12 protein-coding genes are annotated in these 14,466 nt (G+C 72.5%); all 12 read left to right on the top strand.

The genetic code is table 11. The annotated features are described in order from the left end of the window. Positions 1 to 9: 9 nt before the first annotated feature. Genes ACZ31C_RS19440 through ACZ31C_RS19385 form a run of 12 tightly spaced genes read left to right on the top strand, consistent with a single transcriptional unit; the run spans position 10 to position 14,433 of the window. Positions 10 to 1,020: an ABC transporter permease gene (locus tag ACZ31C_RS19440; RefSeq protein ID WP_465796483.1), complete on the top strand. Its 1,011-nt coding sequence runs from the start codon at positions 10 to 12 to the stop codon at positions 1,018 to 1,020. Beyond that, complete coding sequence (locus ACZ31C_RS19435; RefSeq protein ID WP_131054862.1) at positions 1,020 to 1,904, top strand: ABC transporter permease; 885 nt, start codon at positions 1,020 to 1,022, stop codon at positions 1,902 to 1,904. Before ACZ31C_RS19440 ends, ACZ31C_RS19435 begins: the two co-directional genes overlap by 1 nt. 2 nt (positions 1,905 to 1,906) lie before the next feature. Continuing rightward, positions 1,907 to 3,946: a dipeptide ABC transporter ATP-binding protein gene (locus ACZ31C_RS19430; RefSeq protein WP_465796482.1), complete on the top strand. Its 2,040-nt coding sequence runs from the start codon at positions 1,907 to 1,909 to the stop codon at positions 3,944 to 3,946. Then, on the top strand, positions 3,943 to 5,994 hold the full coding sequence (locus tag ACZ31C_RS19425; protein WP_465796481.1) for a hydantoinase/oxoprolinase family protein: 2,052 nt from the start codon (positions 3,943 to 3,945) through the stop codon (positions 5,992 to 5,994). The genes ACZ31C_RS19430 and ACZ31C_RS19425 overlap by 4 nt, the downstream gene beginning before the upstream one ends. After that, positions 5,991 to 7,685, top strand: a complete 1,695-nt coding sequence (locus tag ACZ31C_RS19420; RefSeq protein WP_465796480.1) for a hydantoinase B/oxoprolinase family protein — start codon at positions 5,991 to 5,993, stop codon at positions 7,683 to 7,685. Before ACZ31C_RS19425 ends, ACZ31C_RS19420 begins: the two co-directional genes overlap by 4 nt. Beyond that, positions 7,678 to 9,348, top strand: coding sequence for a hydantoinase B/oxoprolinase family protein (locus ACZ31C_RS19415; RefSeq protein ID WP_465796479.1), 1,671 nt, complete (start codon positions 7,678 to 7,680; stop codon positions 9,346 to 9,348). The genes ACZ31C_RS19420 and ACZ31C_RS19415 overlap by 8 nt, the downstream gene beginning before the upstream one ends. Continuing rightward, positions 9,345 to 10,592 (top strand): amidohydrolase family protein, encoded by a 1,248-nt coding sequence (locus ACZ31C_RS19410; protein WP_465796478.1) that lies wholly within the window; start codon positions 9,345 to 9,347, stop codon positions 10,590 to 10,592. The genes ACZ31C_RS19415 and ACZ31C_RS19410 overlap by 4 nt, the downstream gene beginning before the upstream one ends. After that, positions 10,589 to 11,002 (top strand): nuclear transport factor 2 family protein, encoded by a 414-nt coding sequence (locus ACZ31C_RS19405; RefSeq protein WP_465796477.1) that lies wholly within the window; start codon positions 10,589 to 10,591, stop codon positions 11,000 to 11,002. The genes ACZ31C_RS19410 and ACZ31C_RS19405 overlap by 4 nt, the downstream gene beginning before the upstream one ends. Then, complete coding sequence (locus ACZ31C_RS19400) at positions 10,999 to 12,003, top strand: zinc-binding dehydrogenase (RefSeq protein WP_465796476.1); 1,005 nt, start codon at positions 10,999 to 11,001, stop codon at positions 12,001 to 12,003. Before ACZ31C_RS19405 ends, ACZ31C_RS19400 begins: the two co-directional genes overlap by 4 nt. After that, positions 12,000 to 12,329 (top strand): TIGR04076 family protein, encoded by a 330-nt coding sequence (locus ACZ31C_RS19395; RefSeq protein ID WP_465796475.1) that lies wholly within the window; start codon positions 12,000 to 12,002, stop codon positions 12,327 to 12,329. Before ACZ31C_RS19400 ends, ACZ31C_RS19395 begins: the two co-directional genes overlap by 4 nt. Then, a complete protein-coding gene (locus ACZ31C_RS19390; RefSeq protein ID WP_465796474.1) occupies positions 12,329 to 13,327 on the top strand; it encodes an LLM class flavin-dependent oxidoreductase in 999 nt (332 codons plus the stop codon). Before ACZ31C_RS19395 ends, ACZ31C_RS19390 begins: the two co-directional genes overlap by 1 nt. An 11-nt stretch (positions 13,328 to 13,338) precedes the next feature. Beyond that, a complete protein-coding gene (locus ACZ31C_RS19385) occupies positions 13,339 to 14,433 on the top strand; it encodes an alpha/beta hydrolase family protein (protein ID WP_465796473.1) in 1,095 nt (364 codons plus the stop codon). Positions 14,434 to 14,466 lie beyond the last annotated feature (33 nt).

Raw genomic sequence — 14,466 nt, 5'->3', positions numbered from 1 at the left:
GCTCCCTTCATGCGAATCCTTCGTTTCGTCGTCAGGCGGCTGCTCCAGCTCATCCCGGTGTTGCTCGGGGTGGTCGTCCTGACCTTCCTCATCGTCCGGGTGCTGCCCGGCGACCCGGTCCGCAGCATCCTCGGCCAGAGCGCCACCGAGGCCGACGTCGAGGCGGCCCGCGCCCGGTTCGGCCTGGACCAGCCGCTGTGGCGGCAGTTCCTCGACTACCTCGGCGGGCTGGTCACCGGCGACTTCGGCACGTCCATCCAGAGCGGCGGCCCGGTCGGCGCGGAGATGGCCCTGCGGATCGGACCCACCCTGGAACTGGTGGTCATCGCGGTCTCCATCGCGCTGGTGGTGGCCACCGTGCTGGGCGTCTGGTCGGCCCGGCGCGCCAACAGCGTCGGCGACCACGGCGTCCGGATCTTCGCCCTGGTCGGCAACTCCGTCCCGGAGTTCTGGCTGGGCCTGGTGCTCGTGCTGGTGGGCTACAGCATGCTGGGCTGGTTCCCGGCACCCAGCGGACGGGTCGACCCGGACACGAACCTGACCCCGCTGACCGGCGCCGGCCTCGTCGACGCCGCGCTCACCGGCAACGGGCCGGCGCTGGCCAGCGCCGCCGCGTACCTGGCGCTGCCGGTGTTCACCCTGGTCGTCGGCGTGATGGCACCGCTGCTGCGCAGCGTCCGGGCGTCGGCGCTGGAGGTGCTCAACTCCGAGGCGTACACCGCGGCGGCGGCGCACGGGCTGCCGCAACGGACCCTGCTCTACGGCTACCTGCTGCGCTCCACGCTGCTGCGGCTGCCGGCCCTGGCCGCGTTGGTCTTCGGCACCGCCATCGGCTCGACCGTCCTGGTCGAGTACGTCTTCTCCTGGCAGGGCTTCGGCCAGTGGGCGCTGCGCGGCCTGCTGTACCGGGACTACCCGGTGGTGCAGGCGTCCGTTGTGGTGATCGCGCTCTGCTACGTGCTGGTGTTCCTCATCGCCGACGTGGTCCACGCGATCCTCGACCCGAGAGTGAGGATCTGATGGCAGACCTGCGCGGTGTCGGCCCCGGGGACGCCGGCGCCGACGCGGTGATCGTCACCGGCAGTCGGGACGACCGCTTCTCCCGCATCCTGATCATCACCGGCGCGACCATCCTGGCCGTGGTCGCACTGGCCGCCCTGGCCGCGCCGCTGCTCTCCTCGTGGGGCGCGACCGAGGTCGACCCGAACGCCACCCTGGCCGCCCCGGGCGGCGCGCACCTGCTCGGCACCGACACCAACGGCATGGACATCTGGAGCCGGGTGCTGCACGCGGCCCGGCTGGACCTGGGCATCGCGGTCGCCGCGGTGGCCCTGGCGGTGGTGGTCGGCACGCTGCTCGGCCTGGTGGCCGGCTACCGGGGCGGCTGGATCGACGACGTGCTCATGCGGGTCGTCGACATCTTCCAGGCGTTCCCCACTTTCATCCTGGCCCTGGCGGTGGCGGCCCTGCTCGGCAACGGCACGGTCAACCTGATCATCACCATCGCGGCGGTGAACGCCCCCGCGTACGCCCGACTGGTCCGCGCCGAGGTACGCACCCAGCGGGAGTTGCCCTTCGTCGACGCCGCGGTGACCTCCGGGGCCTCGACGACCGGCATCCTCTGGCGGCACCTGCTGCCCAACAGCCTCACCCCGGTCCGGACGATCGCGCCACTGAACTGCGGCTGGGCGATGCTCACCCTGGCCGGGCTCTCCTTCCTCGGGCTGGGCGTCAGCATCCCGGAGGCCGAGTGGGGCGCCATGATCAGCCTCGGTGCCCCGGACGTGGTCGGTGGTCGATGGTGGACCAGCGTGCCGCCCGGCCTGGCCTTGTTCGTCTCCGTGCTGGGGTTCAGCCTGCTCGGCGAGGGCCTGCAGGAACGCGCGAACGCGAAGCGGCGGTAACCATGCTCTCCATCGAGAACCTCTCCGTGGTCATCCACCGTGCCGGCCGGCAGGTGGCCGCCCTCAGCGACGTCAGCCTCACCGTCCGGCCCGGCGAGGTGGTCGGCCTGGTCGGCGAGAGCGGCGGCGGCAAGAGCATGGTGGCCCGCGCGGTGGTCGGCCTGCTGCCCAGCGGCGCGCACGCCAGCGGGCGGGTCCGCTTCGACGACGCGGACGTGTTGCGGATGGACGAGACGGCGCTCGCCGCCCACCGGGGACGTGGCGCGGCGATCTGCTTCCAGAACCCGCGTGGGGCGCTCAGCCCCACCCGTACCGTCGGACGCCAGCTCACCGACCGGCTCGTCACCCACCAGGACATGTCCGCCGAACGGGCCCGCGAGGCCGCGCGGGAGCTGTTCGAGGCGGTCGGCATCCGCAACCCGCAACGCCGCCTGGAGGCGTACCCGCACGAGCTGTCCGGCGGCATGGCCCAGCGGGTGATGATCTCGCTGGCCACCGGCTGCGCCCCCGGCCTGCTGATCGCCGACGAGCCGACCACCGGCCTGGACGTGACGCTCACCCGGGAGATCCTGCGCCAGTTCCGGCACGCCGCCGAGGTGGACGGCCGTAGTGTCCTGCTGATCTCGCACGACCTCGCGTCGATCGCCGAGGTCTGCGACCGGGTGGTGGTGCTCTACGCGGGCACCGTGGTCGAGAGCGGACCGGCCGAGCAGGTCTTCCGGGAACCGGCGCACCCCTACACGCGGGCGCTGCTGCGCTCGGTGCCCGACGTCGGCGGCCGACCGGTGGTCGCTACCCCCGGCGCCATGCCGCTGCTGCGCGAGGCACCGCACCAGTGCCCGTTCGCGGCCCGCTGCCCGCACGCCGACGACACCTGCACCACCAGCCGTCCGCCCACCACCCCGATGGACGCGCCGGCCGGTGGGACGGACGCGCCCGCCGCCGACTGGTCGCTGGCCTGCTACCACCCGCAGACCGGGGCGATCGCCACCGACGAGGCGGCATCCAGCCCGGCCGTCGCACCCGACGCGACGGAGTCCGGGTCCGCCGTGCTGGAGATCGAGGACGCGCACGTGGTCTACCGCAGCCGCTTCGGTTCCGGCGGACACCACGCGCTGCGCGGCGTGAGTCTGCGCCTGGCACCCGGCGAGACGCTCGGGGTGGTCGGCGAGAGCGGCTGCGGCAAGAGCACCCTCGCCAAACTCATCATGGGGCTGGTCGCACCCTCCTCCGGCTCCGTCGCCGTCGCCGGGCAGCACCTGGTCCGGCAGCCGGGCCGTCCCGCGCCCCGGGGCCGGAAACTGCGCCGGCTGCGGACCCGCGCCCAGCTCGTCTTCCAGGACCCGATCGGGTCGCTGAGCCCGAGGCGTACCGTCGGCGACTCCATCGCCGAGCCGCTGCGGGCCGCCGGCCTGCCCGCCGCCCAGCGGGAGGCCCGGGTCGCGGCGGTGCTGGACCGGATGGAACTCGACCGGTCCATCCTGCGGCGCTACCCGCACGAGCTCTCCGGCGGTCAGGCCCAGCGCATCGGCATCGCCCGCGCGTTGGTCGGCGAGCCCGACCTGATCGTCTTCGACGAGCCCACCTCGGCCCTCGACGTCACCGTGCAGGCCCAGATCCTCGACGTGATCGCCGACGTCACCGCCGACACCGACCGGGCCTCGGTCTTCATCTCGCACGACCTGGCGACTGTCCGGGGCTTCGCCGACCGGGTGGCGGTGCTCTATCTCGGTCGCGTGGTCGAGGAGGGGCCCGTCGACGTCGTGTTCGACAACCCTCGCCACCCCTACACCCGGGCACTGCTGGCCAGCGCACCACGCCTCGGCGCGCCGCCCGCGTCCGTCGCGGGGGTGGAGCTGGTCAAGGACCTGGAGGAGACCGACGCGGCCACCGGCTGCGCGCTCGCCGCCCGGTGCCCCTTCGTCACCGACACCTGTCGCTCCGAGCCGCAGGAACTTCAGTCGTACGGCGCGAGCCGGGCCGCCTGCTGGCGCGTCCCGGAACTTCCCGCCCTGATCGGAAAGCAGGCCGACACGCCATGACCCGTCGCCCCATCCGGCTGGCCGTCGACATCGGCGGCACCTTCGTCGACGCGATGGAACTGGATACCCGCACCAACCGGGTGCGTTTCCGCAAGGCGTCCACCACGCCGGCCCGTCCGGCTGACGGGGTGCTCGCCGCCATCGAGGCGCTCGGCACCGACCTGTCCGAGGTGGAGCTGTTCACGCACGGCACCACGCTGGGACTCAACGCGGTGCTGGAGCGGCGCGGCGGCCGGACCGGGATCATCACCAACGAGGGCTTCCGCGACATCTTCCTGATCGGCCGGGGCAACGTGCCGTCGGACCACATGTACGACTTCCAGTACCAGCGCCCGCCGAGCCTGGTGCAGCGCCGCTTCACCGCCGGGGTACGCGGTCGCCTCGACCACCGGGGCCGGGTGGTGGAGGAGCTGGACCCGGAGAGCGTCCGCGCCGCCGCCCGCACGCTGGTGGTGGACCAGCAGGTGACCTCGATCGCCATCTGCTTCCTGCACTCGTTCCTGGACCCCACCCACGAGCGCGAGGCGGCCCGGCTGATCCGCGAGGAGTTCCCCGAGGTCAGCCTCTCGCTCTCCACCGACATCGTGCGCGAGTACCGCGAGTACGAGCGGACCAGCACCACCGTGCTGGAGGCGTACATCCGGCCGATCTTCGAGCGGTACGTCGACGAGTTGGAGTCCGGTCTGGCCGAGCGGGGCTTCACCGGACAGTTCCTGATCATGCGGTCCGGTGGTGGCTCGATGACCAGCGCGGTGGCGAAGACGTCACCGACGCACACCGTGCTGTCCGGTCCGGCCGGTGGCATCGTGGGTGCCGCGTACCTCGCCTCGGAGCTGGGCCGGGAGCGGCTGCTGACGTTCGACATCGGCGGCACCTCGCTGGACGCCTGCGTCATCGAGAGCGGCACCGCGGTCGCGGCGTACGAGGCGCAGTTGGAGCACTTCCCGCTGCTGATCCCGACGTACGACATCCGGACCATCGGTGCCGGTGGCGGCTCGATCGCCTGGCTGGACCGGGGGCTGCTCAAGGTGGGCCCGCAGAGCGCCGGGGCCGACCCGGGACCGGTCTGCTACGGCCGGGGCGGCACCCGACCGACCGTCACCGACGCGGCGGTGGTGCTCGGCTACATGGACCCGGACCGGTTCCTCGCCGGCACCATGGGCCTGCACGACCAGGCCGCGCGGGCGGCGATCGACGAGCAACTGGCGCAGCCGCTCGGGCTGGACGCCACCTCCGCCGCCGCAGGTGTCTTCGACGTGCTGCTGGCCCGCACGGTCGGCGCGGTCCGTCAGATCACCGTGGAGCGGGGGCACGACCCCCGGCACTTCTCGCTGCTGGCCTTCGGCGGTGCCGGGCCCCTGCTGGCCCCGTTGCTGGCCCGCGAGATGGGCATCGGCGAGGTCGTCGTGCCGTTCGCGCCGTCCGGCTTCTCCGCCTGGGGCATGCTGTCGGCGGACATCGTCAACGACTTCAGCCGGACGGTGATGGCCGGCCTGGACGAGGTGGGGCTGGACGAGCTGGAGGAGCTGTTCAAGGCCGTCGAGGCGGAGGCGGTCGCCTCGCTGGTCGACCAGGGCGTGCCGGCCGACCAGGCCGTGTTGGAGCGCCAGTTCGAGGTGCGCTACCTGGGCCAGGAGCACAGCCTGATGGTGACCGTCGGGTCGACGCTGGACCGTGACGCGGTGCGCGGCGCCTTCGACGAGGTGCACCGGGCCCGCTACGGCCACACCATGGACAATCCGCTGCAACTGCTCAACCTGCGGGTCCGGGGCATCGGCCGGACCACCCGCCCGGAGCTGGGCATCCACCCGCGCGGCGACGGTGACCCGTCCCGGGCGCTGCTCACCCACCGCGACGCGTACGACTTCGGCTCGCGCGCCGTGGTCCCGTTCGCGGTGTACGACCGGGCCGCGCTGGAGCCGGGCGACACGTTCGCCGGTCCGGCCCTGGTCGACGAGGGCACCTCCACCACGGTCGTGCCCAGTGGCCAGCGCGTCACCGTCGACGACCACCGCTACCTGCTGGTCACCCTGGAGGAGTCGGCATGACCACACTGGACGGAGCCCAGGTCGAGGTCGTCCGCAGCTATCTGCTGTCTGCGGCCGAGGAGATGCGGGCCACCCTGATCCGGACCTCGTTCAACCCGGTCATCTACGAGGTGCACGACTTCGGCCTGTCGATCTACGACGCCGACCTGCGCCTGGTCGCCGAGGCCACCGGGCTGACCTTCTTCCTCGGCGCGAACGACTTCTCGCTGGCCAAGGGCGTGGAGTACGTGGGTCGGGAGAACCTGCACCGGGGCGACGTGGTGCTGCTCAACTACCCGTACTGGAACGCCGCGCACGCGTACGACGCGACCCTGTTCGCGCCGGTGTTCCGGCCCGACCCGGCGGACGCCGACGCCGACGCCGACGGCGACCTGGTGGGCTTCCTCTGTGTCCGGGCGCACTGGATGGACCTGGGGGCGAAGGACCCGGGGTACGTGCTGGACTCGACGGACATGCACCAGGAGGGGTTGATCTTCCCGGGGACGAAGGTGGTGTCCCGGGGTGTGCCGGTGCGCGAGATCCACGAGTTGATCCGGTTCAACTCGCGGATGCCGGACGCGGTGCTGGGTGACCTGCACGCGCAGATCGCCGCGCTGCGCACCGGCGAGCGCCGACTGCTGGAGATCATCGAGAAGTTCGGCCGCGACACCGTCTCCACCGCCGTCGACCACATCATCGCCGACGGCGAGGCCCGCACCCGGGCCGCGCTGGCCACCCTCCCGCAGGGCACCTGGACGGCCGAGGACTGGGTCGACGACGACGGCATCACCGACGACCCGGTCAAGATGCGGGTCACGGTCACCGTCAGCGACGAACGCTTCGTGGTGGACTTCGACGGCTCGGCACCGGCCACCCGAGGGCCGATCAACATGCCGTTCGGCGCGACCGAAGCGATCTGCAAGGTCGTCCTCAAGTCGTTGACCTCACCGGACGAGCCGTCGAACGCCGGGACCGTCGCCCCGCTGGAGGTACGCGCCGAGCCGGGCACCCTGTTCCACGCGGTCTACCCGCAGCCGACCTTCACGCTCTGGACCGGCATCGTCGCCGTCGAGTTGATCCTCAAGGCGTTGGCGCAGGGGATGCCGGAGCGGCTACCCGCATCAAGTGGTGGTGACGTGCCGGGGTTCATGATGGTCGGCGCGAACCCCGAGACGGGTCAGATCTTCGCGGTCAGCAACAACGACCTGGTCGGCTGGGGCGGTACCCCCGAGCACGACGGCATGGAGGCCGCCACCCACGTCTCCGGCAGCACCGGGCGGGGCACCCCGATCGAGGTGATGGAGGCCCGCACCGGGATGTTCTTCGAGCGGGTGGAGATTCGGACGGATTCGGGTGGTGCGGGGCGGTTCCGGGGTGGGTGTGGGTTGCGGCGGGATATTCGTTTCGTGTCGTCGGGGGAGTTCCTGTCGGTGATCAAGAAGACGCGGAGTGCGCCGTGGGCGTTGGCGGGTGGGTTGTCGCCGGAGCCGAATCAGGTGGTGGTGTTTCCGGGGACGGGTCGTGAGGCGCGGGTGAGTACGCGTCGGACTGCGGTGGTGGCGGGGGATCGGGTGTCGTTGTTGACCGCTGGTGGTGGTGGTCATGGTGATCCTGGTCTGCGGGATCCGGAGGCGGTACGTCGTGACGTGGCGGAGGGGTACGTCTCCGCCGAGGCCGCCCGTGAGGTCTACGGGGTGGACGTCGATGGGTGAGCCACCGGTCGACGGCGCGACCGTCGAGGTGATCGGCAGCTACCTCACCTCCGCCGCCGAGGAGATGCGGGTGACGCTGGTGCGTACCGCGTTCAACCCGGTCATCTACGAGGTGCACGACTTCGGCATCTCCGTCTACGACCGGCACCTGCGGCTGGTCGCGGAGTCGACCGGGCTGTCCCGGTTCCTCGGCGCGAACGACTACTCATTGGCCAGGGGCGTGGAGTACGTGGGTCGGGAGAACCTGCACCCGGGCGACGTGGTGCTGCTCAACTACCCGTACTGGAACGCCGCGCACAGCTACGACGCCACCCTGTTCGCCCCGGTCTTCCAGCCCGACGGGGAGGGGCTGATCGGTTTCCTCTGCATCCGGGCGCACTGGATGGACCTCGGGGCGAAGGATCCCGGGTACGTGCTGGACTCGACGGACATGCACCAGGAAGGGTTGATCTTCCCGGGGACGAAGGTGGTGTCCCGGGGAGAACCGGTGCGCGAGATCCACGAGTTGATCCGGTTCAACTCGCGGATGCCGGACGCGGTGCTGGGTGACCTGCACGCGCAGATCGCCGCGCTGCGCACCGGCGAGCGCCGACTCACCGAGGTGTACCGCCGGCACGGCACGGCCACCGTGGACGCCGTGGTCGAACGGCTCATCGCCACGGCCGCCGAGTCCGCCGCCGAGGCGGTCGCCGCCCTGCCGCAGGGCACCTGGACGGCCGAGGACTGGCTCGACGACGACGGCGTCACCGACGAGCCGATCCTGATGCGGGCCACGGTGACCGTCGCCGACGGCACGTTCACCGTGGACTTCGCCGGTTCCTCACCGGCGGTGCCGGGCCCGGTGAACCTGCCGCTGGGCGCCACGATCGCCACCTGCCGGGTCGCCTTCAAGGCGATCACCACCCCCACCGAGCAGAGCAACGCCGGGCACTTCGCCCCGCTGCGGGTACGCGCCGAGCCCGGCACGCTGTTCCACGCGGTGTACCCGGCGGCGACCTTCACCCAGTGGACCGGGACGGTCGCCCTGGAACTGATCTACAAGGCGTTGGCGCAGGGGATGCCGGAGCGGCTGCCCGCGTCAAGTGGTGGTGACGTGCCCGGGTTCATGATGGTCGGCGCGCACCCGGAGACCGGTCAGATCTTCGCGGTGAGCAACAACGACCCGGTGGGCTGGGGAGGCACCGTCGACCACGACGGCATCGGCCCGGCGAACCACCTGTGCCAGACCCAGGCCCGCAACACCCCCGTCGAAGTCCTGGAGGCCAAGACCGGGATGTTCTTCGAGCGGGTGGAGATTCGGACGGATTCGGGTGGTGCGGGGCGGTTCCGGGGTGGGTGTGGGTTGCGGCGGGATATTCGTTTCGTGTCGTCGGGGGAGTTCCTGTCGGTGATCAAGAAGACGCGGAGTGCGCCGTGGGCGTTGGCGGGTGGGTTGTCGCCGGAGCCGAATCAGGTGGTGGTGTTTCCGGGGACGGATCGTGAGGCGCGGGTGAGTACGCGTCGGACTGCGGTGGTGTCGGGTGATCGGGTGTCGTTGTTGACCGCTGGTGGTGGTGGTCATGGTGATCCGGGTCTGCGGGATCCGGAGGCGGTACGCCGTGACGTGGCGGAGGGGTACGTCTCCGCCGACGCCGCCCGTGAGACCTATGGAGTGAACGCATGAGCGCCGTCGAGCCGAACCTGTTGCTGGCCCACTGCACCGTGCTGGACGCCCGCGTGGTGGACGGCGTGGACCCGATCCCGGACGCCGCCGTCTGGGTACGCGGCGACCGGATCGCCGCCGTCGGCCCGTACGCCGAGGTGGCGGCGCAGGCGCAGGCCGCCGGTGCGGTCCGCGAGGTGGACCTGGACGGGGCGTACCTGACACCCGGTCTGGCCAACATGCACACCCACTTCTCGCTGTCGCTGCCCGGTGCCGGCGGCGACGACGTGAAGACGATGGGGCCGCACGACCTGGCGTACTACATGGCCGACGGGGCCCGGCGCACGCTGCACTGCGGCGTGACCACGGTGCGTTGTGTCGCCGAGAAGGACCACGCCGACTTCGCGTTGCGCCGTGCGATCGCCGCCGGTCGGGCCCAGGGTCCCCGTATCCACACCGCCGGGCGGGCGCTGGTCTGCACCGGCGGGCACGGCCACGAGAGCAGCGACACCCTGGAGTGCGACGGACCGGTCGGGTTCCGCCACGGCGTACGCAGCCAGGTCAAGGCCGGCGCGGACCTGATCAAGGTGATGATCTCCGGCGGCATCGCCGGGGAGCACGAGCGCATCAACACCCCGCAGTTGTTCGCCGACGAGCTGGCCGCGGTGCTGGAGACGGCACACGCCTGGGGTCGCAAGGTGACCGCGCACGCCGGACCGGCCGAGGTGATCGGCGCGGCGGTGGAGCTGGGACTGGACTGTGTGGAGCACGGCTACCAGCTCACCCCGGAGGTGGTGGCGCGGATGGCGGAGCAGGGCACCGCCCTGGTGCCGACGCTGCTGGTGACCCGCTGCAAGGAGTTCTTCGACGAACTCGGCGTACCGGAGTGGATGCAGTGCCGCTCGCTGGGGGCCGGGCCCCGGCACCTGGAGAGCTTCGCGATGGCCGTCGACGCCGGAGTGGAGGTGCTGCTCGGCAGCGACATGCCGCCGTTCTGGCACTTCGAGGGCACCAACGCCACGGTCCGGGAGCTGGAGTACATGGCCGAGCGGATCGGCCCGGCGCGGGCGTTGCACGCCGGCACCCGAGGCCCGGTGCGCTGGCTGGGCGTCGAGGAGGACCGGGGCACGGTCGAGGTCGGCAAGCTGGCCGACCTGATCGCGATGGACGAGGACCCGCTCGCCGCCACCTCGGCGTTCCGGGGTGTGCGCTGGGTGATGAAGGGCGGACGGATCGCCCGGGACGACCGGACGGAGACGGCATGACGATCGTGGCAACCGACGCGGCACACATCGCCGCGCTCATCGACGACCTGTACGCGGCCTTCCTCGCCGGGGACCGGCAGCGCTTCGACGGGCACCTGCACGCCGACGTGACCACCTGGGAGACCCACCTGCCCGGTCCGCTGCGGACGCGGGCGGAGCTGGACGCCTACCGCGACCAGCGCGACGCCGCCGGTCAGCGACCGCAGTTGGCGGTGCTCGCGGCGCAGGACAAGCGCATCGACGTGTGGGGCGACGTGGGCCTGGCCCGCTACCTGCTGATCGCGCGGGCCGAAGCCGAGGAGCCGCCGTCGTCCGCCCGCGTCACCGACGTGCTGCGTCGCGTCGACGGCCGGTGGCAGATCGTGCACCACCACTCCGAGTCGCTCAGCGAGCCGGTGGCGGCGCGATGATCCGGCGGCTGGTCGCGTACGACACCGGTGAGCCCGGTCGGGTGCTGTCGGTGGCCGAGCGGCCCGACGACCCCGCGCCCGGCCCCGGCGAGGTCCAGCTCGCGGTCCGCACCGTGGGACTGAACTACCTCGACGTCTCGCTCTGCCGGGGCGAGTATCCGGTGCGGCCGGAGCCCCCGATGACCCCGGGCGTCGAGGCGGCCGGCCGGGTGGTGGCGGCCGGTGCCGGTGCCGAGCACCTGCTGGGTCAGGAGGTCATCGCCTGCCCGGCGCTGCCGCGCGGCGCCCTCGGCGACACCGTGACGGTCGACGCGACCGTGGTGGTGCCCCGCCCCTCCACCGTCGACCCGACGACTGCGGCGGCCCTGCCGGTCACCTACCAGACCGCCTGGTTCGCGCTGGAGCGTGCCGGGGTCACCGCCGGGAAGACGGTGCTGGTGCACGCCGGTGCCGGTGGGGTCGGCATCGCGGTCACCCAACTCGCCGTCGCGCGGGGCGCCCGGGTGGTCGCGACCGCCGGTGGCCCGGCGAAGACCGAGGTGTGTCGGGCCCAGGGTGCCTCCGTGGCGATCGACTACACCGGCGAGGACTTCGTGGCGGCGGTCCGGGAGGCCACCGACGGGCAGGGCGTGGACGTGGTCGTCGACCCGGTCGGCGGCGACCTGCTCGCCCGCTCGCTGGACTGCCTGGCCTTCGAGGGTCGGCTGGTCAGTGTCGGCGCGGCCGGTGGCCCGCCACCGCCGGTCGACCCGGCCCGACTGATCGCGGCGAACGCCGACCTGATCGGACTCTCCTGGGGCTCGCAGTACCCGTGGCGTCGCCCCGAGGCGGTCGCCGCCGCCTACCGGGCGCTGTTCGACCTCTGCGACTCCGGCGCGGTACGGCCCCCGGTCAGCCGGGTGGTGCCGCTGGCACAGACCCCGGCGGCCCTGGACGACCTGGCCGCCCGACGGACCACCGGCAAGATCATCGTACGGCTCGACGAGGAGGAGCGAGGATGACCGACAGCCCGGACGGCGACATGGAGATCTACGACCTGCGGGTGAGCGTGGACCGCATCGAGGGGCGCTCGGTCTGCGGCATGGCCGTCGGCGACTCGTTCGACCTGGTCAACAGTGCCCACCTGAAGCTGCCCGACGGCAAGCACTTCTGCGTCTACGCCCTCGCCGCCGTGCTGCCCTTCCTCGCCGCCAAGCAGCGGGACCTGGCCGCCGGGGACTGGCTCGACCAGGACTCGCTGTTCGCCTGCCCGGACCCGGAGGAGCGGCTGATCATGAAGGTGGAACGCACCTGCCGCCGCCGGATGAACTCGGCGGACCTCACCTGATGGCGGTCGAGATCGGACTCGGTCTGCAGAGCGACAAACCGGCCGGCGCGTACGCCCGGCTGGCCCGTGCCGCCGAGTCGCACGGATTCGACGTGCTGACCGTCTTCGGTGACCTGATGTACCAGCCGCCGATCTTCCCGCTGCTGGAGATGGCCCAGGCCACCAGCCGGGTACGCCTCGGCCCGGCCTGCCTGAACCCGTACAGCCTGGCGCCGTACGAGATCGCCGGTCAGCTCGCCGCCCTCGACCTGGCCTCGGCCGGACGGGCCTACCTGGGGTTGGCGCGCGGCACCTGGCTCGGCGCGGTCGGTCTGCCCCAACCGAAGCCGCTGGCCACCATCGAGGAGGCGGCGGCGGTCGTCTACCGCCTGCTGCGCGGTGACCGGGAGGGCTACCGGGGACAGGTCTTCACGCTGGCCCCGGAGACCGCGCTGCGCTACGCCGTGCAGCGCCCCGATCCGCCGCTGCTGATCGGCGCGTGGGGACCGAAGGGCGCGGCCCTGGCCGGTCGGATCGCCGACGAGATCAAGGTGGGCGGCAGCGCGAACCCCGACATGGTGCCGGTCGTCCGGGACCGGCTCCGGGTCGGCGCTCTTGCCGCCGGACGCGACGTGGACGAGGTCGGCATCGTCCTCGGCGCGGTGACGGTGGTGGACACCGACGGCGAGGCGGCGCGCGCCAAGGCCCGCACCGAGGTCGCCATGTACCTCGCCGTGGTCGCCGACCTGGACCCGACGGTAACCCTGCCGGACGGCCTGGTGGCGCGCGTCGGGGAACTGGTCGACGCGGGCGAGCACGACGCCGCCGGTCGGCTGATCCCGGACGAGGTGCTCGACCGTTTCGCCTTCTCCGGCACCCCCGAGCAGGTCGCCGCCCAGGCGCAGCAGCTCATCGACGCCGGGGTGCGGCGGGTGGAGTTCGGCACCCCGCACGGCCTGACCGACGACCGGGGCGTCGACCTGCTCGGCACCGCCGTCCTGCCCCTGCTGCGTCGCTGAAGGAGAGCCGCATGGACGTCACCGTGCTGGTCGGCCCGGACCTCGTCGCCGATCTCGCCCTGCTGGAGTCGCTCACCACGGCCACCGCCGCCGACCTCGGCGGCACCGGTCGCCTGGTGGCCGCCGACTCGGCCGCCGCGCTGGAATCAGCGCTGGCGGCCACCGCCGCGCCGGTGGTGGTGCTGCCCGGCCCGACGGCGCCCGCGCGGGCCCTGATGACCGGGGCCGCCCCGCACGTCGTCTGGTACGACCTCACCGTGGCCACGGCCGTCGCCGGTGCCCGCCACCTCTCCGGCCGGGGCGTGTGGGGGTTGGCCTGGGCGATCCGCCATGCGGTGCACCAGCACCGGTCCCCGGCGCTCCGGGTTCCCTACGGCGCGCACGCCGACCAGTGGGGTGAGCTGCGACTGCCCACGGCGGACACGGCACGCCCGGTGCCGGTCGCGGTGCTGCTGCACGGCGGCTTCTGGCGGTCGTACTGGGGAGCCGACCTGATGGACGCGCTCGCCGTGGACCTGGCCGCACGCGGCTACGCGGCGTGGAACGTGGAGTACCGGCGGCCGGACCGGCACGGCTGGGACGCCACCACCACCGACGTGGCCGCCGCGCTGGCGGTGCTGCCCGACGTGGCCGACGCCGGTGTGCTGGACCTGGACCGGATCGCCGTGTTCGGCCACTCGGCCGGTGGGCAACTTGCCCTGCGGGCGGCGGCGGACCTGGCGGCCGACCTCGCTCAGGGGCCACGGGTCGCCCTGGCGGTGTCGCTGGCCGGTGTGCTGGACCTGGCCGAGGCCGACGGCCGTCAGCTCGGTGACGGCGCGGTCAGCGCCGCTCTCGGCGGCACCCCGACGACCGTCCCCGAGCGGTACGCGGCCGGTGACCCGATGGCGCGACTGCCGATCGGGGTGCCCACGTTGCTGGTGCAGGGGGCCGGCGACAGCCCGGACCTGGTCGACATCAACCGCCGGTACGCGGTGGCGGCGCGGGCGGCCGGTGACGAGCTGACCCACCTCGAACTGCCCGGCGACCACTTCGACGTGATCGGTCCCGGCTCGGCGATCTGGCAGGCCACCATGGAGCAGGTGGGACGCAACCTGGGGCGATGAGCCCGCCCGGAGTTGCCGACTTGTTTCATCACA

The organism is Micromonospora sp. NPDC023869 (genome assembly GCF_055559695.1).
This window is presented reverse-complemented; position numbering and strand designations above follow the sequence as displayed.